Consider the following 23,511-nt stretch of genomic DNA (forward strand, 5'->3'; position numbering starts at 1 on the left):
GAGGTTGTTATGTCCGCCCGAATTTTAGCCCTGGACACCGCGACAGAAGCCTGTTCTGCCGCGCTGCTGAATCAGCAGCAGATCGATGCCCGCTTCGAAATCGCGCCCCGCGATCATACTCAACGTATTCTGCCGCTGGTGCAGGAATTGCTGCAGGCGCAGTCGCTGGCGCTGAGCGCGCTGGACGCGCTGGCGTTTGGCCGCGGGCCCGGCAGTTTTACCGGCGTGCGCATCGGCATTGGCATCGCGCAGGGCCTGGCGCTGGGCGCAAATCTGCCGATGATTGGCGTATCCTCGCTGGCCACCATGGCGCAGGGCGCCTGGCGTTTGACCGGGGCAACGCGCGTGCTGGCGGCGATTGATGCGCGCATGGGTGAAGTCTACTGGGCAGAGTATCAGCGTGATGAGCAGGGCGAGTGGCAGGGCGCTGAGAGCGAAGCCGTACTGAAGCCGGAAGCGGCACAGGCGCGCATCGCGCAGCTGAGCGGCGAGTGGGCCACCGTCGGCACCGGCTGGCAGGCTTATCCGCAGCTGCTGGCTGGCACGACCGGGGCACAACTGCTGACCACCACGGTCACGCTGCCTGCTGCAGAAGATATGCTGCCGCTGGCGCTCAGCGCCTGGCAGCGCGGCGACAGCGTGGCAGTGGAAAATGCTGAGCCGGTTTATCTGCGCAATGAAGTGGCATGGAAAAAATTGCCGGGACGCTAGGCGCCCACGCAACTTATTTTTGCGCCTTCAGTCTAACGGAGAAATAACAGGAGAAGTGCTATGCCAATTAGTCGTAAAGGGATGTCTGGCGCTCTGTTAGCCTGTGCGCTGTTGCTCAGCGGCTGCGTGTCAGTGCCGGATGCCATTAAAGGGAGTTCTCAGCTTCCACAGCAGGATTTATTACGCGTGATGAATGCGCCGCAGCTGTATGTCGGCCAGGAGTCGCGCTTCGGCGGCAAAGTCGTAAAGGTGACCAACCTCAACGGCCTGACCCGGCTGGAAATTGCTACTCAGCCGCTGGATGACAGCGCGCGACCGCGCCTCGGTGCTGCCTCCATTGGCCGCATTTATGCGGACATTCATGGTTTTGTTGATCCGATCGACGTCAATAATCAGTACGTCACGGTGTTGGGCAACATCAAAGGCACCGAGAAAGGGGAAATTGGCAAAGCCAGTTACAACTTTGTGGTGATTGATGTGCGCGGTTATCAGCGCTGGCATCTGACTCAGCAGGTGATGACGCCGCCGCAGCCGATCGATCCGTGGATTTGGTACGGGCCGACGCGTCGCCATCCCGGCTATTGGGGGCCTAACCCCTACTGGGGCATGAACACCGGCGGTCCGGCGCAGGTTGAGACCATTCTTACCGAATAGCGCTAAACAGGTTTTTTTACGGCCCGGTCGCGGTGCTCGCGAACGGGCCTTTTTATTGGGCGCGCAACCGATGCGCGAAATTTAGTGATGCGCCTCGCAACCTGAAAATGCCGGAACAGGCAAACTGGTACAATCAGTTAAAATATTGTTAACAACACTGATTGCAGAGGCGGCGATGGCTACGCAACAAGAATATCGGGGTGAATCTTTGAACAAGGTTTGGCTGAAACGCTATCCGCCAGATGTACCAGCGGAAATTAACGCAGACCGTTATCCCTCTTTGGTCGATCTTTTCGAACACGCAGCGCAACGTTATGCCGATCAGGTGGCTTTCATTAACATGGGCCAGCCAATGACTTACCGCCAGCTGGAGCAGCAGAGCCGTGCTTTTGCGGCCTGGCTGCAACAGGGATTAGGCTTGCAGCAGGGCGATCGCGTCGCGCTGATGATGCCAAATCTGCTGCAGTATCCGGTGGCGCTGTTTGGCGTCCTGCGTGCCGGTATGGTGGTGGTGAATGTTAACCCGTTGTACACGCCGCGTGAGCTGAAGCACCAGCTTAATGACAGCGGTGCCAGTGCGATTGTCATTGTCTCCAACTTCGCCCATACGCTGGAAAAAGTGGTCGCGGAAACCCCGGTTAAGCACGTGATGCTGACGCGCATGGGCGATCAGCTGGCGCCGGTGAAAGCCACGCTGGTGAACTTCGTCGTCAAATATGTGAAAAAGCTGGTACCGAAATACCATCTGCCAGGGGCGGTACCGTTCCGTCATGCGCTGCAGCAGGGCGAGCAGATGAGCTATCATCGTCCTGTGATCAATAATCAGGATCTGGCATTTCTGCAATACACCGGTGGCACTACCGGCGTGGCGAAAGGCGCTATGCTGACCCACGGCAACATGCAGGCTAATCTGGAGCAGACCAAAGCCACCTACGGTAAACTGCTGCGCGCCGGTCAGGAGCAGGTGGTTACCGCGCTGCCGCTTTATCACATCTTTGCCCTGACGGTGAACTGTCTGCTGTTCCTCGACCTGGGCGGCACCAACCTGCTGATTACCAACCCGCGTGATATTCCCGGCTTCGTTAAAGAGCTGAGCAAATTTCCCTTTACCGCCATCACCGGTGTTAATACGTTGTTCAACGCCCTGCTGAACGATGCCAATTTTAACCAGCTGGACTTCTCCACACTGCGTCTGTCTGCCGGGGGCGGCATGGCGGTGCAGAAAGCGGTGGCCGAGCGCTGGGAGAAACTCACCGGGCACTATCTGCTGGAGGGCTACGGACTCACCGAATGCTCACCGCTGGTGTCGGTTAATCCTTATGATATTACCTGCCACACCGGCAGCATCGGTTTGCCGGTTCCGTCGACGGACGTGCGTATTGTCGATGATGAAGATCGCGACGTGCCGCCGGGCGAACCGGGCGAACTGTGTATTCGCGGGCCGCAGGTCATGATTGGCTACTGGCAGCGACCGGATGCCAGCGAGGAAGTGCTGAAAAATGGCTGGCTGCACACCGGTGATATTGTTACCGTGGACGCGGAAGGGTTTATCCGCATCGTCGATCGTAAAAAAGACATGATACTGGTGTCCGGCTTTAACGTGTATCCTAACGAAATCGAAGATGTGCTGATGCAGCACGCCAAGGTGCGCGAAGCGGCGGCCATTGGCGTGCCGAGCGATCTCTCCGGCGAAGCAGTGAAAGTGTGCATCGTGAAAAAAGATCCGTCGCTGACGAAAGAGGAAGTGCTGGATCATTGTCGCCGTCAGCTCACCGGCTATAAAGTGCCGAAGATTATCGAGTTTCGTGATGAGCTGCCGAAGACCAACGTCGGTAAAATTTTACGTCGCGAATTGCGCGACGAGGCGAAGCGCGAAGCGTAGTACTGGCTTCCGCTGAATGCTCAGGTTAACGCCGGCACCGTCCGGCGTTTTTATTGCTTTTAACATGGAGCGCTGTGCGAGGTTTGTCGCAGCGAGAAAGACAACGTGAATTACACCCTGATCGACCACAATGACCAGCTGGCCGCCGTATGCCAGCAGGCCCATCAGCATCGCGCCGTGGCGCTGGATACCGAATTCGTGCGCACCCGCACGTACTATCCGCAGCTTGGCCTGATCCAGCTCTTCGATGGCGAGCAACTGGTTCTGATCGATCCGTTAACCATCAGCGACTGGGCGCCGTTTGTTGCGCTGCTGCAGGATCGTCAGCTGACCAAGTTCCTGCACGCCGGCGGGGAAGACCTCGAAGTCTTCCTGCATCGTTTCGGCTGCCTGCCGGAGCCGATGATCGATACGCAGATTCTGGCCGCTTTCGCCGGGCAGCCGCTGTCGTGGGGCTTTGCCGCGATGGTCAATCATTTCAACCAGATTGAGCTGGATAAGAGCGAAGCGCGCACCGACTGGCTGGCGCGTCCGCTTACCGAGCGGCAGTGCCAGTACGCTGCGGCCGATGTGGCTTATCTGCTGCCGATCGCCCATCAGCTGGTGGCGCAAACCGAAGCGGCAGGCAACATGGCGGCGGCGCTGAGTGAGTGCGCTACGCTGTGTCAGCGCCGTCTGGACGTGCTGCAGCCGGAAGAGGCGTGGCGCGATATCACTAATGCGTGGCAGCTGCGTCCGCGCCAGCTGGCGGTGCTGCAGCGCCTGGCCGCGTGGCGTCTCAACCTCGCCCGGCAGAAAGACATGGCGGTGAATTTTGTGGTGCGCGAAGAGAACCTGTGGAAAGTCGCGCGCTTTATGCCCGGCAGCCTTGGCGAGCTGGATCATCTCGGCCTGAACGGTCACGAAATCCGCTTCCACGGTAAGGCGCTGGTGGCGATGGTGGCAGAGGCGCAGGCGCTGGATGAGGCCGCGTTACCGCCGCCGTTGCCTAATCTGATTGACCACGCGCATTACAAGCAGGCGTTTAAAGCGATTAAAGCGCTGGTACAGCAGGTGAGTGAGCAGACCGGTTACAGTCAGGAGCTGTTAGCATCACGGCGCCAGATTAACCAGGTGCTGAGCGTGCACTGGGGGCTGAAAAGCGCCACGCGTCCGCCGGAACTGCTGGCAGGCTGGCGGGGTGAGGTGTTGAAAGCCGGGATCGACGAGATTTTACATACGCTGTAAGCGGTGCGTTTTCCCCTGCGCAACCACGCAGGGGAAAATCAGGAACCCGCTACAATCATTTAGGAACGTCTTCCGTCTCCGGCAGCGTCACGTTGAGCTCGAGGATAGAGATGTCATCCCCTTTCTGATCCAGCTGCACCGTGACCATGTCCGGGTCAATTTTCACGTATTTACAGATCACTTCCAGGATATCGCGCTTCAGCTGCGGCAGATAGTGGGGCTCACTGTCGCCCCTTCTGCGTTCGGCCACGATAATCTGAAGCCTTTCCTTGGCTATGTTGGCTGTGTTCTTCTTACGGGATAAAAAGAAATCAAGTAATGCCATTGGTTATCCCCCGAACAGGCGTTTCAGGAAACCCTTCTTCTCTTCTTCGATAAAGCGGAAGGGGCGTTCTTCGCCAAGCAGGCGATCTACGGTATCAGCGTAAGCTTTACCGGCGTCAGAGTTTGCATCGAGGATCACGGGCTCACCCTGGTTAGACGCGCGCAGCACCGACTGATCTTCCGGAATCACGCCGACCAGAGGAATGCGCAGGATTTCCAGCACGTCTTCCATGCTCAGCATGTCGCCACGCGTTACGCGTCCCGGGTTATAGCGGGTCAGTAACAGGTGCTCTTTTACCGGCTCCTCGCTGTTTTCAGCGCGACGCGATTTCGACGAGATGATGCCGAGAATACGGTCGGAGTCACGCACGGAAGAGACTTCCGGGTTGGTGGTAATGATCGCTTCATCCGCGAAGTACAGCGCCATCAGCGCACCGGTTTCGATACCGGCCGGCGAGTCGCAGACGATAAAATCGAAGTCCATTGCCGCCAGGTCGTTCAGCACTTTTTCCACGCCTTCGCGGGTCAGGGCATCTTTATCACGGGTTTGTGAGGCGGGCAGAATGTAAAGCTGCTCGGTGCGCTTGTCGCGAATTAGTGCCTGATTCAGCGTCGCATCGCCCTGGATAACGTTGACAAAGTCATACACCACGCGGCGTTCACAGCCCATGATCAGGTCGAGGTTACGCAGACCGATATCGAAATCGATCACCACGGTTTTTTTGCCTTTCTGCGCTAACCCTGTGGCGATGGCCGCGCTTGACGTGGTCTTGCCAACGCCCCCTTTACCCGATGTAACTACAATGATGCGTGCCATAAATGTTGATTTCCTTAACAAAAGAAAAGGGGCCTAATTAAGTGTCTGGATGGTGAGCGCGCCCTCTTTAAGGCACAGGCGCGCGGCTTTACCAAAGAATTCCGCCGGGATCTGGTCCATGATCCAGTATTCGCCGGCAATGGAGACCAACTCTGCTGACAGGTTGGTGCAAAAAATCTGGCAGTCGCGATCGCCGCTGGCACCGGCCAGCGCGCGGCCGCGCATCATGCCGTAAATATGAATGTTGCCGTCTGCCACCAGTTCGGCACCGGCGCTGACGCTGCTGGTGACGATCAAATCGGCGTTGCGCGCGTAAATCTGCTGACCGGAACGCACTGGCGTATTGATGATACGCGTTTTGCTGGCCGGTTCGCTGACCGGCGGCGCGACCGCTTCCGGCTCCGGCGCGGGCGCATCAGCGCGTTTGCGGTTCTCTTTACCCTCTGACAGCACCGGCAGGCCAGCGCGGGCAATCATCTTTTTCAGGGCTTCATCTTTGCAGCCGCTCACGCCCACAATGCGTAAGCCGGTGGCGCTGACGGCCTGCTGCATCTGCTTCCAGTTGATGTCACCGTTCAGGGCTGACACGTTCAGCACCACCGGCGCGTTGTGCAGAAAAGCCGGGGCCTGGTCGATTTTGTCCTGCAGCGCCTGACGAATCACCTCGGGTTGCGAATGGTGCAGATGAACAACTGACAGGGTAAAACTGCTGCCCTTGAATTCGATTGGCGATTGCGACATCTGTCCTGACTCAGTCCTGTTTTACGACCCTGAAGTAAACGCCGATAAAATCGTCATTAACACCCGCGGGTCAATATTCGAAGTTCTGCAAGCATGTTATAGTTACTGCTATATTCAGGCAAGTGACGCCCTTAGTTAATTCGAGTAAAAAATATGTTTTGTGTGATCTATAGAAGCCCGCAACGTGACCAGACTTATCTGTATGTAGAAAAAAAAGACGATTTTTCGCGCGTCCCGGAAGAACTGCTGCGCGGCTTTGGCAAACCGCAGCTGGCGATGGTGCTGTCCCTCGACCAGCGCGACAGGCTGGCCAACGCTGACATCAATAAAGTGAAGCAGGGTTTAAGCGAACAAGGTTATTATTTGCAGATCCCACCACCGGTTGAAAGTCTGCTCAACATTCATCTTGAACAGGGTAAAAAAGTTTAATTCAGATTCATCTGTAAAAATATATCCTGTAAATATAATCAGTGCTTCGGCATTAATTTAATTGCTCACCTTAACCCATTATTGTGGGCAATAATCGTTGTCTTAAGCGGCGGACCTGATGAACAGGGGAACGGCTTTTGCCGCTTTCCGTCACGTGCGCCGCGATAAACCCGCTAATATAGTGCTCAGCAGCCTGCCACGTTCCGGCGGCTGATGAGACATCTTCGCCAGCGCGGCTGGCACCAAACACAACTCAAGCAGGGGATTAGCATGTATCAGCATCGTAACTGGCAGGGCGCGCTGTTGGATTATCCGGTCAGCAAAGTGGTGTGCGTCGGCAGCAACTATGCAAAGCATATTAAAGAGATGGGCAGCGCCACCCCAAGTGAGCCGGTGGTGTTTATCAAACCGGAAACCGCGGTGTGCGATTTGCGGCAGCCACTGTCGATCCCGGCCAGCTTTGGTGAGGTGCATCATGAAGTGGAGCTGGCGGTACTGATTGGCGCCACCCTGAAGCAGGCCAGTGAAGAGCACGTGGCGAAAGCGATTGCCGGTTATGGCGTCGCGCTGGATTTGACGCTGCGCGATCTGCAGGCCGGGTTTAAGAAAGCCGGTCAGCCATGGGAGCGCGCCAAGAGTTTCGATAACTCCTGTCCGCTGTCCGGGTTTATCCCGGCAGCTGAATTCAGCGTCGATCCGCAGGATGCCGAACTCAAGCTGGTTATTAATGGCGAGGTGCGCCAGCACGGCACCACGGCAGATATGATCCACAAAATTCTGCCGCTGATTGCTTACATGAGCCAGTACTTCACGCTGCGCGCCGGTGACGTGGTGCTGACCGGCACGCCTGAAGGCGTGGGCCCGCTGCGCTCCGGCGATAAGCTGGAAGTGTCGCTGGCCGGTCACGGTATCAGCACCCGCGTACTGTAATACTTGCATCACCGCACCTGAAGCTTTATAAGGTGCGGTCTTGTTGCTCAACCCGGACCGCTATCATGACCGACCAACCTTTCTGGCAGACCAAACGCCTGGACCAAATGAACGACGCAGAGTGGGAATCGCTGTGCGACGGCTGTGGACAGTGCTGTCTGAACAAGTTGCAGGATGCGGATACCGATGAGATTTACTTCACTAACGTCGCCTGCAATCAGCTCAACATCAAGACCTGTCAGTGCCGCAATTATGAGCGTCGCTTCGAGTACGAAGAAGATTGCATCAAGCTGACGCGCGAGAATCTCACCACCTTTAACTGGCTGCCGCGCACTTGCGCTTATCGGCTGTTAGGGGAGGGCAAAACGCTGCCGGCGTGGCACCCGCTGATTGCCGGGTCGAAGAAGGCGATGCATGCTCAGCGTATTTCGGTGCGATACATCGCGGTGCGCGAGAGTGAAGTGCGCGACTGGGAAGAACACATTATAGACCGGCCGGATCGGAACGGCTGATAACGCAACAGGCAGCCGCGGCTGCCTGTTTTGTCTGAGACGTAGTTTGACTGGGACTCAGCGACCAAACAGATCGCGACGTTTCGCTTTAAACGGTTGCGCAATCAGCACCAGAATGCCCACCAGCAGATAAGCGGCAAAAATCACGATCATCCACTGCGGCATGCTCCAGGTCAGGAAAGTCCATCCGCGTTCGGCGCAGTCACCGCTGGCGACAAATACCGCCGGCAGCCATTTATCCAGCGGCAGCCAGCTCGGGAAGCGAGCAGCAAAATCGCAGGTCACAAACGGGTTGGGATGCAGCTGAATCATGGTGTGCTCATAAGAGAGGCGTACCCCTTCATAAGCGCTGTAGAGCCAGATGGCGATGGCTGCCCAGCGCAGCGGCGTTTTAGGCGCAATTGTACCCACCAGGCCGGCGCCCATGACGCCAAACAGCGCACAACGCTCATAGATACACATTACGCAGGGTTGCAGTCCCATCACGTGCTGAAAGAACAGCGCAACCAGTTCAAAAACCAGGGCGGTCAGGGCCATTAATAACCAGGCACCGCGTCCGCGTGAGCATTGATTCAAGTATCGCAACATATTGCTTTTCCCGTAGCCGTTAATGCATCGCAGTGTAAACCAAAAGCGTACCCGTGCCAGCCAGGCAGGCGGAAAAAATCATGTATAAAAATGACTTATCCCTGATCCACGCCAAAAAATCGTGGCTTTTAGCACACGGCATCAAAAGCGCCCACGCAAGCGCAGCGTAACCCACGGCTTTTTTCGCTGCGCAGCTGCTGAATTTTGCGCCAGCGCGCGCTTTTAATCCGCTGGCAGGCTATTTCCGCTATGACCCCTCTGGTATGATGAGTGCTATTACGACAAAGAAAGCAACGAGAAATAAATGCTATGGTGATTAAGGCACAGAGCCCTGCAGGATTCGCTGAAGAGTACATAATTGAAAGCATCTGGAACAGCCGTTTTCCGCCGGGATCGATTCTTCCTGCTGAACGTGAGCTTTCTGAACTGATCGGCGTGACCCGCACCACTCTGCGTGAAGTGCTGCAGCGGCTGGCTCGTGATGGCTGGCTGACCATTCAGCATGGTAAACCCACCCGCGTCAATGATTTCTGGGAAACGTCTGGTCTTAATATCCTCGAAACGCTCGCCCGTCTTGACCACGACAGTGTGCCGCAGTTAATTGATAACCTGCTGTCAGTGCGCACCAATATCGCGTCGATCTTTATCAGCCGCGCGCTGCGCCATCATCCGGATAAGGCGCGTGAAGTGCTGGAGAGTGCGCTGAGCGAGGAAGATCAGGCTGAAGCCTATACCGAGCTGGATTACCGCGTGTTTCGCGGCCTGGCCTTTGCTTCCGGCAACCCGATTTACGGCCTGATTCTCAACGGTCTGAAAGGGCTGTACACCCGCGTTGGCCGCCATTACTTCTCAAATCCGGAAGCGCGTGAACTGGCGCGTAACTTTTATCGTCAGCTGGCGGATCTGTGTGGCAAACAGCCGACGCAGGATCAGATCGTCGACAGCGTGCGTAACTACGGCCGCCGCAGCGGTGAAATCTGGCACAGTATGCAGAAAAGCATGCCGGATGATTTGAGCAGTAAGCGCTAAGTTTGCCCTGCCAGGTATGGTTTTAGCCGGGCACAATTTTGACTGACCTGACGCGTCGGCTGATGCAAGGGCAATCCGCAGCGCTGAGGCTTTTACGTTGCGCCAGGAGATTCCCGTGGGAAGCGGGAATCAGGCCGGGCCGGTCAGGATGACCGATACCGGCCGGTCCGTAAGGCGTAACGTAAACGCCGCAGGTACCGCGTAGCGGCGCGAGGACCTGGCCCGGCAGCAGCCGATGCGGCAGGTCCAGCGCAACCCTGCGCGTTTTATCTTCCTCTCAAAGCGCTGGTCCGCGCGCCGGGCAGCGATCCAGCAGCTCCACGCTGCCATCTTCGTTCTGCTGTTCCAGATTGACATCAAAACCCCACAGCCGATGCACATGCTTCAGCACATCGCGACGGCTCTTATCGAGCGGGGCGCGCTGCTGCGGCACATAGCGTAGCGTCAGAGAACGGTCACCGCGCAGGTCAACGTTGTACACCTGAATATTCGGCTCCAGATTGCTCAGATTGTACTGCGCTGACAGCTGCTGACGAATCGCGCGATATCCCGCCTCATCATGAATGGCGGCAATCTCAAGATAATTATTGCGATCGTCGTCCATCACCGTAAACAGACGGAAATCCCGCATCACTTTCGGCGACAGGAACTGGCTGATAAAACTCTCGTCTTTAAACTCGCGCATGGCGAAATGCAGCGTCTTAAGCCAGTCGGAGCCGGCGATGTCCGGGAACCAGTAGCGATCTTCCTCAGTTGGCGACTGACAGATGCGCTTGATGTCCTGGAACATGGCAAAGCCCAGCGCATACGGGTTGATACCGTTATACCACTGGCTGTTATACGGCGGCTGATACACCACGTTGGTATGGCTGTGCAGGAACTCCATCATAAAGCGCTCCGACACTTTGCCCTCATCGTACAGGTGATTCAGGATGGTGTAGTGCCAGAAGGTCGCCCAGCCTTCATTCATCACCTGGGTCTGTTTCTGCGGGTAAAAATACTGGCTGACTTTACGCACAATGCGCAGCACTTCACGCTGCCACGACTCCAGCAGTGGCGCGTTCTTTTCCATAAAGTACAGCAGGTTTTCCTGCGGCTCAGAGGGATAGCGCGCCGCCTCGACCTGAGTAAACTCTTTCTCTTTGCGTGGCAGGGTGCGCCACAGCGTATTGACCTGGCTCTGCAGATACTCTTCCCGGCTTTTCTGCCGCGCTTTCTCTTCCTGCAGCGAAATCTTTTGCGGGCGTTTATAGCGATCGACGCCATAGTTCATCAGCGCATGACAGGAGTCCAGCAGCCGCTCGACCTCTTCCACGCCATAACGCTCTTCGCAATCAGAGATGTAGTTACGCGCGAACAGCAGATAATCGACAATCGAGCTGGCATCGGTCCAGCTGCGGAACAGGTAGTTGTTTTTGAAGAAAGAGTTGTGGCCATAGCAGGCGTGCGCCATCACCAGCGCCTGCATGGTCATGGTGTTCTCTTCCATCAGGTAAGCGATACAGGGATTCGAGTTAATGACGATCTCATACGCCAGTCCCTGCTGGCCATGTTTATAGCGCTGCTCGGTTTCGATGAACTTCTTGCCGAACGACCAGTGGGCATAATTGATGGGCATCCCCACGCTGGAGTACGCATCCATCATCTGCTCGGAGGTGATCACTTCGATTTGGTGCGGGTAGGTATCGAGCCCATAGCTTTTGGCCACGCGGTCGATCTCCGCCAGGTAGACATCAAGCAGCTCAAAGGTCCAGTCGGGACCGTCACTAAGTCGTTTGCTGTTGCGGGTTGGCTCGTCAAACATTGTCGTCATAGCGCACCTCTGTTTTGCAAGCGGCAGGCAACAGAGTGTCACCTGTCACGATCGTTTAAGGCTTCATCCTGAGAAAGACAGCCCAAAAAAACTGAGCGAACACTTCAATGATAGTCCACTGTCGCTTATCCGATGCGGGAACTCAATCGAATTCTTTTGGTACAAAATCATCATAATAGGCGTGCTTTGGTAGCTAATAAGGTGATGTGTTATCTGAGTTATAAATTGCAGCATTAAATCCTGTTTATAAGCGCGCGATATGACTGCGGCGCTTTCTCCTGAAAAAAGTGAGATGCTCTGCCTTTCGCATAATAATTCGCTGGTTAACGCTTTTAAGGCACAAAAAACTCTGATTTTGGCGCGACCGCATGATTTCAGTGTGCAGTTAAGTGAAAAACATGTGAAATGAAAGGGTCGAATGTAATATCAGTTCAGCCATCGGGTTATGCTAAACCCGATGGTGATACCAGTTAATTATGCTTTTCGCGATGAGGGGCTTATGCGCGTAGTCATTCTGGGTAGTGGTGTCGTAGGGGTAGCCAGTGCGTGGTATCTGGCGCAGGCGGGGCATGACGTCACCGTAATCGATCGCCAGCCCGGCGCGGCGCTGGAAACCAGTGCCGGCAATGCCGGGCAGATTTCGCCCGGCTATGCGGCACCCTGGGCGGCGCCCGGTGTGCCGCTCAAGGCGGTAAAGTGGATGTTTCAGAAACACGCACCGCTGGCGGTGCGACTTGACGGCAGCAAGTTCCAGCTGGAGTGGATGTGGAATATGCTGCGCAACTGCGACATGCGTCACTACCAGGAAAACAAAGGCCGTATGGTGCGCATCGCCGAATACAGCCGCGACTGCCTGAAGGCACTGCGCAGCAGCACTGGCATCGCCTATGAAGGGCGCCAGGGCGGCACTTTGCAGCTGTTCCGCACGCAGCAACAGTTTGACAGCGCCAGCAAAGACATCGCGGTACTGCGTGAAGCGGGTGTGCCTTACGAGCTGCTGGAAGCGCATCAGCTGCACAGCGTGGAGCCGGCGCTGGCGGGTACCGCGCACAAGCTGACCGGCGGCCTGCGCCTGCCGAATGACGAAACCGGTGACTGCCAGCTGTTTACCCAGCGGCTGGCGGCGATGGCAGCCGCAGCCGGCGTCACTTTCCGTTATGACACGTCGGTGGATCAGCTGTTGCGCGAAGGCAACCGCATCTATGGCGTGAAGTGCGGCGATGAGGTCATCAAAGCCGATGCTTACGTCGTGGCGTTTGGCTCTTACTCCACGGCGCTGCTGAAAGACATCGTGTCGATTCCGGTCTATCCGCTGAAAGGCTATTCCCTGACTATTCCGATCAAAGATCCGCAGGGCGCGCCGGTCTCCACCATTCTGGATGAAACCTATAAAGTGGCGGTGACACGCTTCGATGACCGCATTCGCGTCGGTGGCATGGCCGAAATCGTTGGTTTTAACACCAAACTGTTGCCGGCACGACGTGAAACGCTGGAGATGGTGGTCCGCGATCTCTATCCTGAAGGCGGGTATGTTGAACAGGCTACGTTCTGGACCGGACTGCGCCCGATGACGCCGGATGGCACGCCAATTGTCGGGCGCACGCCGCTGACCAATCTCTGGCTGAACACCGGGCACGGTACGCTGGGCTGGACGATGGCCTGTGGTTCCGGCCAGTTGCTGGCCGATCTGATTTCGGGACGTAAACCGGCCATCGCCGCCGACGACTTGTCGGTGCTGCGTTATCTGCCGGGCTTTGTGGCCCCGGCATCGCCGCTGCGTAATGCCAGCGCGACGCGCTGATACTTCAGGGAGAGTAAAAACATGTCACGTCCTACGGGTGCCACCATTAATCAACAGGCGCTGCGCCACAATCTGGCGATTGTGCGTCAGGCGGCACCGCACGCGCGCGTCTGGTCGGTGGTGAAGGCCAATGCCTACGGCCACGGCATTGCCCGCGTATGGCAGAGTCTGGCGGAGACCGACGGTTTCGCGCTGCTGAATATGGAAGAGGCGATCCTGCTGCGCGAGCAGGGCTGGAAAAAGCCAATTCTGCTGCTGGAAGGCTTCTTTCACGCCGATGACCTGACGCTGATCGATCGCTATCGCCTGACCACAAGCGTACACAGTAACTGGCAGATCCAGGCGCTGGCGAAGGCGCAGCTGTCGGCGCCAGTCGATGTTTATCTGAAGATCAACAGCGGCATGAACCGTCTCGGTTTTCGTCCGGAACAGGCACAGGCGGCCTGGCACAAGCTGCGTGCGTTGCCCAACGTGGGGGAAATGACGCTGATGGCGCACTTTGCCGATGCGGAAAACCCGCAGGGGCTGGTGGAACCGATGAAACGCGTGGAACAGGCGGCGGAAGGGCTGAACTGTCCGCGTTCGCTTGCCAACTCAGCGACCACGCTGTGGCATCCGCAGGCGCATTTTGACTGGGTGCGGCCCGGCATTATTCTCTACGGCGCGTCACCGAGCGGCGACTGGCAGGATATCGCCAGTACCGGTCTGCAGCCGGTAATGACGCTCAGCAGTGAAATTATTGGCGTACAGCAGATCGGTGCCGGCGAGGGCGTTGGCTACGGTTATCGCTACCACGCGGCCGCGCCGCAGCGTATCGGTATTGTGGCCTGTGGCTATGCTGACGGCTATCCGCGCCATGCGCCGACCGGTACGCCGGTCAGCGTTGATGGCATCCGCACGCGAACGCTCGGGGCGATCTCGATGGATATGATGATGATTGACCTCGAACCCTGCCCGCAGGCGGGTATCGGTTCGCGCGTGGAGCTGTGGGGCAACGAGGTGAAAATTGATGAGGTAGCGAAAGCCGCCGGAACGGTAGGCTACGAGCTGATGTGCGCACTCGCGCCGCGCGTCCCGGTCACGCTTAGTTAAGCGCCGTAACTGTACCACGCATGTTCTTACTGCAGCGCCAGGCGATCAGCGCCAGCGCTGCACCCACCAGCATCATCAGCGCTAACGCTGATTTCTCCGCCACCGGCAGCGCCACCATCGCCAGGCTGCCACCTGCACCGCCCGCCATCTGGATAAATCCCTGCAGCGCCGCTGCCACACCCGCCTGCTGCTGATACGGCTCCAGCGCATAACTGGTGGCCGGACCGACGGTGAAGGCCAGGCCGGCCACCGAGATCGCCACCGGAATCATGTATAGCGACCAGTGGGTTTGCCAGGCCGCAGGAAACAGCGTCATCCCCGCCACCAGCAGCAGCGCACCGAGCAGCATGGTGACAAACCCCATGGCGAGACAAAACGGGCGGCCCGCTTTACGAATGGTTTTATTGACGAAGGCACTCACCAGCATGATCCAGAAACCGTTGGCGCCAAAGGCAAAGGAGAATTGCAGCGGCGTCAGGCCACCTTCGGTCATCAACACGTGCGGTGCCAGCGAAACGTAGGTCAGCACCATGCCGAGCGCGCCCGCGTTGGCAAAGGCGAAAGCGAGAAAGCGCGGCTGCCGGGCGATGGCAGCATACTGCGCCAGCGGCAGCCCTTTAACGCGCAGCGTGTCCGCCGGACGCGTTTCCGGCAGTGCGACCACCACAATAACGGCAATCACCAGCGCATAGCCGCACAGGAACCAGAAGGGCGCACGCCAGCCATAGGCTTCCGCCAGAATACCGCCGAGCAGCGGTGCCAGCGCTGGCACGATGTTCAGCGCGCCATTGAGGAAACCATAAGCCCGCGCCGCGGCATCGCCGCTCAGCCGATCGCGCACGCCGCTAAATGCCACCACCGCACTACAGCATACCGCACAGCCCTGAATCAGGCGCGCCAGGAAGAACACCGGCCAGACGGTGGCGGTTGCGGCCACTGCGCTACCGATGATGTAGAGCGCGAGGCCGATCAGCGCGATCGGCTTACGGCCAAAATTATCCACCAGCGGACCAGTAACCAGCTGACCGATACCCATCACCAGCAAAAACAGCGGAATGGTGGTCTGGATCAGACTGACCGGGCTGTTAAGACCTTCGGCAATCTGCGGCAGCGTGGGGAGGTAGAGATCGATGCCCAGCGGTGCCAGCAGCACCAGGCTCAAAAGAAGTAGGGTAAACTTTTGCATTACGAACCAGTAACGTCCTGTTAAACAGGCGAGAAGGGTAATGAGTCTGCGGCCAAAAAGAAAGGGCTAAAACCAAAAGGCGATGTCTGCCGGGACGGCGCAGACATCGCGTCGAGGGTATCAGTAAGCACCGTCGCGGCGCAGCACCACGCCAGCGGTTTTGAACAGAATGGCGATGTCGGTCCACAACGCCCAGTTCTTCACGTACCAGGAGTCAAAATAGACGCGCGTGTCGTAGTCGATATCGTTACGCCCGCTGACCTGCCACAGACCGGTCATGCCCGGTTTGGCCATCAGATAGTAGTCGACATCGCCGGCGTAGCGTTCCAGCTCAGCTTCAATCACCGGACGCGGTCCCACCAGACTCATTTCGCCACGAATCACGTTCCACAGCTGGGGCAGTTCATCCAGGCTGGTTTTACGCAGGAAGCCACCGATTTTGGTGATGCGCGGGTCGTTCTTCAGTTTGAAATCACGATCCCACTCAGCGCGCGCTTCGGCACTGGTGGCCAGCAGATTCTGCAGCACTTCCTGCGAGTTAGTCACCATTGAACGGAACTTCAGGCACTTAAACTTCACGCCATCCTGACCGACGCGTTCGTGGCCGTAAATAGCGTTACCGCCATCGCGCTTCACCATCCAGCACAGCAGACCGAACACCGGAGCAAGAAACAGCAGCAGAAGAGAGGCAACCACCACGTCGAAGGTACGCTTGAGGAAACGCGAGGAGCGTTTCGCCAGGTTGTTACTGACGCGCAGGATCATCACTTCATGGCTAAAGATAAACGACATATCGGTGCCATACAGCGGCACACCGCGCAGCGTAGGGATAACCGAAATTGAGCGGCATTTCATCTTGGACAGAAACTTCAGCCATTTATCGCGCACCACCTGCTGTTCAAATTCAGTGGCGACGATAAATTGCGTGTTGTCACGGTCCATGGTTTGCCAGTTGATGTCTTTCCAGGTAATAACCGGCACGCCGTTAACACTTTCCTGGTGAGGCTCATCATCCAGCGAGATAAACGCCTGGACGTTGTAGCCCAGAATCTCCTCGCTCTGCAGCGCTGCGTAGGCTTCCATGGCGTTTTTACCGGAGCCGATGATAATGGTCTCTTTTTGCCACTGGCCCGCGCGGTTAATGGCACGCTTCACGCCAGCGCGCATCAGCGGCAGCAGCAGCAGGGCATAGGTCCAGCTAAATACCCACACCATGCGCGAGAAGTCCCATTTGGAAAAGGCAATCAGCGCCAGATCCAGCAGCGAAAACACAAACAGCGTTTTGACGATTTCTTTCAGCTCAAACCAGAACGGTTTGCGGTAGGTGTAGTGGCGCATACGCACCCAGAACCAGGCTGTGCACAGCACTGACAGGCCTAACTGTGCGACAAAGCGGTATTCAATTTGCTGCGGCGGAATAAAACTATCCAGTTCTCCCCAAATACCCTGGACGGTGGCCGCGGATAAAAATAATGCCAGGTTCAGTGCAATTAAATCCGAAAAGCTGAGTGCCACTTTCGCGATGAGATTTTTGCGCAGTCCGCTCCACGAGCGGGTTGCATCGTTCATTACCAATGTACTTGCCATAAAACCTGCTCTCTTTTCTTAAGTAAAAGATGGCCTGACCAGAATCAAGTACGCGCTCAGGAGTCGTCCGCTGAAAGCAGAAATAAAATAATATTCAGCGAGATATGAGTCAGTGCTGCCATAAGCGCTGCATGGAAAGGGCCGTTTGAGACGTGATTTACGTCACGAAAAGCTGCAGCAACGTTTAAGAGTATGCAGGAGTTATTTGACAGAGTTAATATGGAAAGAGTCTGAAAAAACAATATTTGATTAAAGTACGGATTACCTAATCTCTTGAAAAATAATAATAAAAGTAAAAGGTGCCGTGAAATAACAGACTGTTTTAAGACTACTTTTCGGAATGACCGCCAGTCAAAGTGAATGGCGGTGAGAAAAATATCAGGCCGGTTTTTTCAATACCCAGCGGTCTTGCTGCTTGTCATAGTGGCCGATTTGCAGATCAACCGGTTCGCCATCAATCCACGCCGGTACGCTGGTTTCATGATCCCAGCCGTCGAGCTGATAACTCAGGCCGGGGTTGGTATGGCAGGGGATGCCGACGGTATCCAGCTTCTCCACATCCATTACTGCATCGACGATCTCGTAACGACCAATCTTCACCACGTGTCCCATCATCTTCTCCCGTTTGCTGGGTGGAATAGTGATCATAGACGCTGACACGCAGTTTACGAGCGATACGGCCTCGGATTATTCCTTCTCTTCCCGCACGCGCACCCCGATTTTGACGATTTGGTTATCTTCTTTTTCCGCCACCGTCCACGTCAGTTGGTTCCACTCGACCTGATCTCCCACCACCGGCGTGCTGCCGAGCAGACCCATAATCAACTGGCCGAGCGACTGCTGATCGTTAGTCTCTTCATCAAGCTCGAGGCCATAGATCTGCGCGACATCGCGCAGGCGCGCCTCGGCATCAAGGATAAAGTCACCAAAGAAGCGCTGATCCAGCGCCACCGGCGGCGTCTGGCTGAACATTTTGCCCAGCGCCGGCAGGTCGCGCTCGCGGCCAATAACGCACAGCACGTCACCCTCTTTCAGACGCGTATTGCCGTTGGGGTGCATCAGCGCGTTATCGCGGAACAGGGCGGCAATGCGCGTTTCGCGCGGCATTTGCAAATCGCGCAGCGCGGCGCCGACGCACCATTTGTCGGCGCTGAGCTGATAAACAAACTGCTCCCACGGATTTTCCGGATGGATATCCAGCCCGACGCGGCTGATGGGCGATGCGGTCGGCGGTACCACCACCTTAGCCCGTTTAGCGGCATAGCCCAGCGACGTGCCCTGCAGCATCAGAGATACCAGAACCACGAAGAAGGCGATATTGAAGTAGAGTTTTGAATTCTCCAGCCCGGCCATCATCGGGAACACCGCGAGGATGATCGGCACCGCACCGCGCAGGCCTACCCAACTGATAAAGATACGTTCACGTCCGGTAAAGCCTTTAAACGGCAGCAGCCCGACCAGAATCGATAGCGGACGTGCCACCAGAATCAGCCACAGCGAGAGAATCATCGCCGGCAGCGCGATATGCCACAGATCAGACGGCGTCACCAGCAGGCCAAGCACGATAAACATACCAATCTGGCTCAGCCAGGCCATGCCGTCGAAAGTCTGCAGAATGCCGTGGCGGTTACGAATCGGGCTGTTGCCCAGCAGAAAACCACACAGATACACCGCCAGAATGCCGCTGCCTTCCATCACTGTGGTCAGAGCAAACACAATGATGCCGCCGCTCAGTGCCAGCAGCGGATAGAGCCCTTGTGCCAGGCTGATGCGGTTGATCAGTTGCTGCAGCGCCCAGCCGCCGCCCAGTCCGAGCACAATGCCCAGGCCGAACTGCTGCACCAGATGCACCACAAACATCCAGCTCAGGCCGCTCTGCCCCTGCTGGATCATGTCGATTAGCGTAATGGTAAGAAACACCGCCATCGGATCGTTGCTGCCTGATTCAATCTCCAGCGTGGAACTGACACGCTCGTTGAGCCCTTTGTCGCCCAGCAGTGAAAACACCGCTGCGGCGTCGGTCGAGCCGATAATGGCGCCAATCAGAAAGCCCTGCATCAGATCGAGCTTAAACAGCCAGGCCGCAGCCAGACCGGTGAGGCCGGCGGTAATCATCACGCCAACGGTGGCCAGCGACAGCGCCGGACCAAGCGCTACCTTGAACGAGCTGGCCTTGGTGCGCATGCCGCCGTCGAGCAGAATGATGGCCAGCGCCAGGTTGGACACCAGATAGGCCACCGGGTAGTTATCAAAAGCAATGCCGCCGATGCCGTCCACGCCGGTCAGCATCCCCAGCGCCAGGAAGATCACCAGAATTGGGATACCGAGACGCGACGAGAAGGAACTCAGCAGAATACTTGCTGCGACCAGCACGGAACCAATAATGAACAAACTGTAAATCATGCTGGCATTCAACGGCGTTCTCCTGCGGCGGGGCATAAAAAAGCAAATTGCGGGCAATTCACACAGACAAGGTGAAAAGATAATGCCTTATCAATAGCTTGTCAGCGGTTAATTGCACATTTTTTCATTCTGTGGCGCGCTATCCCATAGAAGGTTAAATCCGCACAGAAAAACAGCAGGGTTTTCAGAGGGGTTAAGCCGGGCGGGGGAAAGAAAAAGCCGGTCGGTGACCGGCTGGTAAACTCAGGCTTCAGCGACCTGTTTATGGAAAAGCTCACGAAATACCGGGTAGATGTCTTCCGGCTCGCGGATGTGCTGAATGGCAAAGTTATCAAACATCGCCTGCAGATGCTCATACTCGCGCCACAGGGTTTGGTGCGCCCGTCGGGTAATCTCAATGTAGCTGTAGTAGCGCACCACCGGCAGAATATGCTTCGCCAGAATTTCATGACACAACGGTGAGTCATCCGCCCAGTTATCGCCGTCCGAGGCCTGCGCCGCATAAATATTCCACTGCGACGGGTCATAACGCTCTTTCACTACTTCATCCATCAGCTTAAGCGCGCTGGAGACGATAGTGCCGCCGGTCTCCTGCGAGTAGAAGAACTCCTGTTCATCGACTTCTTTCGCCTGAGTATGGTGACGGATATACACCACATCGACGTTTTTGTAAGTCCGGCTGAGGAACAGATAGAGCAGGATATAAAAGCGTTTCGCCATATCCTTGGTTGCCTGGTCCATCGAGCCGGAAACGTCCATTAAGCAGAACATTACCGCCTGGCTGGACGGTTCAGGCCGCTTCTCGAAATTCTTGTAACGCAGGTCAAAGGTGTCGATAAACGGCACGCGCTCAATGCGCGCCCGCAGTTCCGCAATCTCTTTACGCAGCCGCTCCTCTTCCAGCAGTTGCGCCGGCTCGCTGTTTTCGACTTCGCTCAGTGTGGCTTCAAGTTCGTGCAGCATACGACGTTTGCCTGCGGTCATGGCGGTTCGTCGCGCCAGCGAGTTTTGCAGCGAGCGCACCACGCTGATATTGGCCGGCACGCCATTCGAGGTGAAGCCCGCGCGGTGAGTTTTGTACTCATTGAGCTGGCGATGCTGATTTTTGCGCAGGTTAGGCAGCGCTAAGTCTTCAAACAGCAGATCGAGGTACTCATCCTTGGAAATCTGAAACACGAACTCGTCCTGACCTTCTCCGTCCTGGCTGGCATTGCCCTGACCGCTGCCGCCACCACCGCCGCCCTGCGGCCGCTCAATGCGGTCGTTTTGCACAAAGTGGTCGTTCCCCGGATGCACGCGATGACGACTGCCGCCGCGCCCCTGATGGAAAATCGGCTCGTTGATGTCGTCGATAGGAATCGACACCGATTCGCCACTCTCCACGTCGGTGACCGAACGCTTGTTGATGGCCTCGGAGATCGACTGTTTGATTTGCGACTTATAACGGCGCAAAAAGCGCTGCCGGTTGACCGCACTTTTATTCTTGCCGTTAAGACGCCGATCGATGAAATAGGCCATAAATTCCCCCAAACTACGCTGTAAGCCAGGCCGGAACGGGTCCGGCCTCCTCAGGCGGCATGTGGATGCCGCGTAGCTTACCGCTGTCGATTATGACGATTTGCGCACGCGCAGATACCATTCACACAGCAGACGCACCTGCTTGCGGGTATAGCCTTTTTCCATCATGCGATCGACAAAATCGTCGTGTTTTTTCTGTTCGTCCGTGGATGTTTTGGTGTTGAACGAAATCACCGGCAACAACTCCTCGGTGTTGGAGAACATTTTCTTCTCGATCACCGTGCGCAGTTTTTCGTAGCTGGTCCAGTTTGGATTGCGTCCGTTATTCTGTGCCCGTGCGCGCAGCACAAAGTTGACAATCTCGTTGCGGAAATCTTTCGGGTTACTGATCCCGGCAGGTTTCTCAATCTTTTCCAGCTCGGCGTTGAGTGATTCACGATCGAACAGCTGGCCGGTATCCGGATCGCGGTACTCCTGATCCTGAATCCAGAAATCTGCATAAGTGACGTAGCGGTCGAAGATATTCTGACCATACTCCGAATAGGATTCGAGGTAAGCGGTCTGAATCTCTTTGCCAATGAACTCCGCATATTTCGGAATCAGATAGCCCTTCAGGTGTTCCAGATATTTCTCCGCCTGATCCTGCGGGAACTGCTCGCGCTCGATCTGCTGTTCCAGCACGTAAAACAGGTGCACCGGGTTAGCCGCTACTTCGGCATGGTCGAAGTTAAACACGCGTGACAGAATCTTAAACGCGAAGCGGGTCGACAGGCCGTTCATGCCTTCATCCACACCGGCGTAATCGTGATACTCCTGCCACGATTTCGCTTTCGGATCGGTGTCTTTCAGGCTTTCACCGTCATAGACGCGCATCTTTGAGTAGATGCTGGAGTTTTCCGGCTCTTTCAGGCGCGACAGAATCGAGAAACGTGCCAGCGTTTCCAGCGTGCCGGGTGCGCAAGGCGCGGTGGTCAGCTCACTGTGGTTGAGCAGTTTTTCATAAATTTTGATCTCCTCGGACACGCGTAGGCAGTATGGCACCTTCACGATGTAGACGCGGTCAAGGAAAGCTTCGTTGTTTTTGTTGTTACGGAATGTCACCCACTCTGATTCGTTGGAGTGCGCCAGAATGATGCCGTTAAACGGCAGGGCGGAAATCCCTTCGGTACCGTTATAGTTACCTTCCTGAGTGGCGGTCAGCAGCGGGTGCAGCACTTTAATGGGTGCTTTGAACATCTCCACGAATTCCATGATGCCCTGGTTGGCGCGGCAAAGAGCACCTGAATAGCCGTAGGCATCCGGATCGTTCTGCGCGTGGTTTTCCAGCTTACGGATATCCACTTTACCCACCAGCGCTGAAATATCCTGGTTGTTCTCATCACCCGGTTCGGTTTTGGCGATAGCCAGCTGTTCCAGAATCGACGGCCACACTTTCACCACTTTGAAACGGGTGATGTCGCCGCCAAAGTCATGCAACCGTTTTGCCGCCCACGGCGACATAATGGTGCCAAGGTAACGCCGCGGCACGCCGTACTCTTTTTCCAGAATATTGGCGTCTTCCTGCGGATTAAACAGGCACAGCGGATGGTCATTGACCGGGCTGCGTTCACCGTCGGCACTCAGCACATAGATTGGCACGCGCTGCATCAGCGCTTTAAGCCGTTCGGCCAGCGAGGATTTACCGCCGCCCACCGGGCCGAGCAGGTACAGAATCTGTTTCTTCTCCTCCAGCCCCTGCGCGGCGTGTTTCAGGTAGGAGACGATCTGCTCAATCGCTTCCTCCATACCGTAAAACTCTTCAAAGGCCGGGTAGCGTCCGATGACGCGGTTCGAGAAGATACGGGAAAGGCGAGGCTCCTGGGCAGTATCGACCATCACAGGCTCACCGATGGCCATCAATAGTCGTTCTGCCGCGTTGGCGTATGCACTGCGATCCTGCTTACAGATGGTGAGGAATTCCTGCAGTGTGAACTCTTCGTCCTTGGCAGCTTCATAACGCTGACGATAGTGATCGAATATATTCATAGCGATGCCCGTCCTTTCGTTTTTAGCACAGGTAAAGGAGCGTAATAAGATGCTCTTGCAGCTCCCGGAAGATATTCTTTATTGAGTACAGCAACCCTTATGCCAACCTGACGATTTTTTATCGGGATTCACAATTCTTATGGTTACTCTGCTCGTACAAAAAATTCTCGTCTTACTTTTACTGTAGAAGGCAATCAGAAAAATTGCTCCGTCTTTTCTCCTTATTTAGCGATATATCAATA

The 23,511-nt window shown here is 56.2% G+C and carries 21 protein-coding genes; 10 read left to right on the forward strand and 11 right to left on the reverse strand.

Annotated elements, in window-relative coordinates; translation table 11 throughout:
• Positions 1–9 precede the first annotated feature (9 nt).
• The 4 genes from tsaB to rnd all read left to right on the forward strand — a co-directional run bounded on the left by tsaB (position 10) and on the right by rnd (position 4,474).
• A complete protein-coding gene (gene tsaB, locus F3I21_RS00680; protein ID WP_058781824.1) occupies positions 10–711 on the forward strand; it encodes a tRNA (adenosine(37)-N6)-threonylcarbamoyltransferase complex dimerization subunit type 1 TsaB in 702 nt (233 codons plus the stop codon).
• A 60-nt stretch (positions 712–771) separates the two neighbouring features.
• Positions 772–1,365, forward strand: coding sequence for a Slp family lipoprotein (locus F3I21_RS00685; RefSeq protein WP_010616392.1), 594 nt, complete (start codon positions 772–774; stop codon positions 1,363–1,365).
• A gap of 208 nt (positions 1,366–1,573) precedes the next feature.
• The gene (gene fadD, locus F3I21_RS00690; RefSeq protein WP_132462411.1) at positions 1,574–3,247 is read left to right on the forward strand and encodes a long-chain-fatty-acid--CoA ligase FadD; all 1,674 of its coding nucleotides are present in this window, start codon (positions 1,574–1,576) and stop codon (positions 3,245–3,247) included.
• Positions 3,248–3,352: 105 nt separating this feature from the next.
• On the forward strand, positions 3,353–4,474 hold the full coding sequence (gene rnd, locus F3I21_RS00695; RefSeq protein WP_150057926.1) for a ribonuclease D: 1,122 nt from the start codon (positions 3,353–3,355) through the stop codon (positions 4,472–4,474).
• Positions 4,475–4,529: 55 nt separating this feature from the next.
• On the opposite strand, the gene minE is transcribed toward rnd, so the two are convergent.
• Genes minE through minC form a run of 3 tightly spaced genes read right to left on the reverse strand, consistent with a single transcriptional unit; the run spans position 4,530 to position 6,356 of the window.
• Positions 4,530–4,799 (reverse strand): cell division topological specificity factor MinE, encoded by a 270-nt coding sequence (minE, locus tag F3I21_RS00700; RefSeq protein ID WP_010616394.1) that lies wholly within the window; start codon positions 4,797–4,799, stop codon positions 4,530–4,532.
• A gap of 3 nt (positions 4,800–4,802) precedes the next feature.
• Positions 4,803–5,615 carry a septum site-determining protein MinD gene (gene minD, locus F3I21_RS00705; protein WP_021510042.1) on the reverse strand — a complete coding sequence of 271 codons (813 nt, stop codon included), beginning with the start codon at positions 5,613–5,615 and terminating at the stop codon, positions 4,803–4,805.
• A 33-nt stretch (positions 5,616–5,648) separates the two neighbouring features.
• Entirely contained in the window at positions 5,649–6,356 is a 708-nt protein-coding gene (minC, locus tag F3I21_RS00710; protein ID WP_021510043.1) for a septum site-determining protein MinC, read from the reverse strand.
• Positions 6,357–6,509: 153 nt separating this feature from the next.
• Between minC and F3I21_RS00715 the strand changes: the two genes are divergently transcribed.
• The 3 genes from F3I21_RS00715 to F3I21_RS00725 all read left to right on the forward strand — a co-directional run bounded on the left by F3I21_RS00715 (position 6,510) and on the right by F3I21_RS00725 (position 8,227).
• Positions 6,510–6,785 (forward strand): YcgL domain-containing protein, encoded by a 276-nt coding sequence (locus tag F3I21_RS00715; RefSeq protein ID WP_021510044.1) that lies wholly within the window; start codon positions 6,510–6,512, stop codon positions 6,783–6,785.
• Positions 6,786–7,055: 270 nt separating this feature from the next.
• Positions 7,056–7,715, forward strand: coding sequence for a fumarylacetoacetate hydrolase family protein (locus F3I21_RS00720; protein ID WP_021510045.1), 660 nt, complete (start codon positions 7,056–7,058; stop codon positions 7,713–7,715).
• 65 nt (positions 7,716–7,780) lie between these two features.
• A complete protein-coding gene (locus F3I21_RS00725; protein ID WP_021510046.1) occupies positions 7,781–8,227 on the forward strand; it encodes a YcgN family cysteine cluster protein in 447 nt (148 codons plus the stop codon).
• 57 nt (positions 8,228–8,284) lie between these two features.
• Here the strand turns inward: F3I21_RS00725 and dsbB are convergent, their stop codons facing one another.
• Positions 8,285–8,815, reverse strand: a complete 531-nt coding sequence (dsbB, locus tag F3I21_RS00730; protein ID WP_141495374.1) for a disulfide bond formation protein DsbB — start codon at positions 8,813–8,815, stop codon at positions 8,285–8,287.
• A gap of 309 nt (positions 8,816–9,124) precedes the next feature.
• Between dsbB and fadR the strand changes: the two genes are divergently transcribed.
• Positions 9,125–9,844 (forward strand): fatty acid metabolism transcriptional regulator FadR, encoded by a 720-nt coding sequence (gene fadR / locus F3I21_RS00735; RefSeq protein ID WP_058757728.1) that lies wholly within the window; start codon positions 9,125–9,127, stop codon positions 9,842–9,844.
• Between the two features lie 277 nt (positions 9,845–10,121).
• On the opposite strand, the gene F3I21_RS00740 is transcribed toward fadR, so the two are convergent.
• Complete coding sequence (locus F3I21_RS00740; RefSeq protein ID WP_031280208.1) at positions 10,122–11,657, reverse strand: SpoVR family protein; 1,536 nt, start codon at positions 11,655–11,657, stop codon at positions 10,122–10,124.
• Between the two features lie 499 nt (positions 11,658–12,156).
• Between F3I21_RS00740 and F3I21_RS00745 the strand changes: the two genes are divergently transcribed.
• Both F3I21_RS00745 and dadX read left to right on the forward strand, forming a co-directional pair.
• On the forward strand, positions 12,157–13,458 hold the full coding sequence (locus tag F3I21_RS00745; RefSeq protein ID WP_104093243.1) for a D-amino acid dehydrogenase: 1,302 nt from the start codon (positions 12,157–12,159) through the stop codon (positions 13,456–13,458).
• 21 nt (positions 13,459–13,479) lie between these two features.
• The gene (gene dadX, locus F3I21_RS00750; protein WP_150057928.1) at positions 13,480–14,550 is read left to right on the forward strand and encodes a catabolic alanine racemase DadX; all 1,071 of its coding nucleotides are present in this window, start codon (positions 13,480–13,482) and stop codon (positions 14,548–14,550) included.
• On the opposite strand, the gene F3I21_RS00755 is transcribed toward dadX, so the two are convergent.
• The 6 genes from F3I21_RS00755 to yeaG all read right to left on the reverse strand — a co-directional run bounded on the left by F3I21_RS00755 (position 14,543) and on the right by yeaG (position 23,269).
• Positions 14,543–15,736 carry a multidrug effflux MFS transporter gene (locus F3I21_RS00755; RefSeq protein WP_150057930.1) on the reverse strand — a complete coding sequence of 398 codons (1,194 nt, stop codon included), beginning with the start codon at positions 15,734–15,736 and terminating at the stop codon, positions 14,543–14,545. The two genes, dadX and F3I21_RS00755, sit on opposite strands and share 8 nt — an antisense overlap.
• 120 nt (positions 15,737–15,856) lie before the next feature.
• The gene (wbaP, locus tag F3I21_RS00760; RefSeq protein ID WP_058757724.1) at positions 15,857–17,323 is read right to left on the reverse strand and encodes an undecaprenyl-phosphate galactose phosphotransferase WbaP; all 1,467 of its coding nucleotides are present in this window, start codon (positions 17,321–17,323) and stop codon (positions 15,857–15,859) included.
• A gap of 378 nt (positions 17,324–17,701) precedes the next feature.
• Positions 17,702–17,935: a DUF1480 family protein gene (locus F3I21_RS00765; RefSeq protein ID WP_021510054.1), complete on the reverse strand. Its 234-nt coding sequence runs from the start codon at positions 17,933–17,935 to the stop codon at positions 17,702–17,704.
• Positions 17,936–18,010: 75 nt separating this feature from the next.
• A complete protein-coding gene (locus F3I21_RS00770; RefSeq protein WP_021510055.1) occupies positions 18,011–19,738 on the reverse strand; it encodes a potassium/proton antiporter in 1,728 nt (575 codons plus the stop codon).
• Between the two features lie 231 nt (positions 19,739–19,969).
• Positions 19,970–21,244 (reverse strand): YeaH/YhbH family protein, encoded by a 1,275-nt coding sequence (locus F3I21_RS00775; RefSeq protein ID WP_058757723.1) that lies wholly within the window; start codon positions 21,242–21,244, stop codon positions 19,970–19,972.
• 90 nt (positions 21,245–21,334) lie between these two features.
• Complete coding sequence (gene yeaG / locus F3I21_RS00780) at positions 21,335–23,269, reverse strand: protein kinase YeaG (RefSeq protein WP_021510057.1); 1,935 nt, start codon at positions 23,267–23,269, stop codon at positions 21,335–21,337.
• Positions 23,270–23,511 lie beyond the last annotated feature (242 nt).

Origin of the sequence: Pantoea sp. B_9, assembly GCF_008632015.1 — a bacterium.
GTDB lineage: Bacteria > Pseudomonadota > Gammaproteobacteria > Enterobacterales > Enterobacteriaceae > Pantoea > Pantoea dispersa.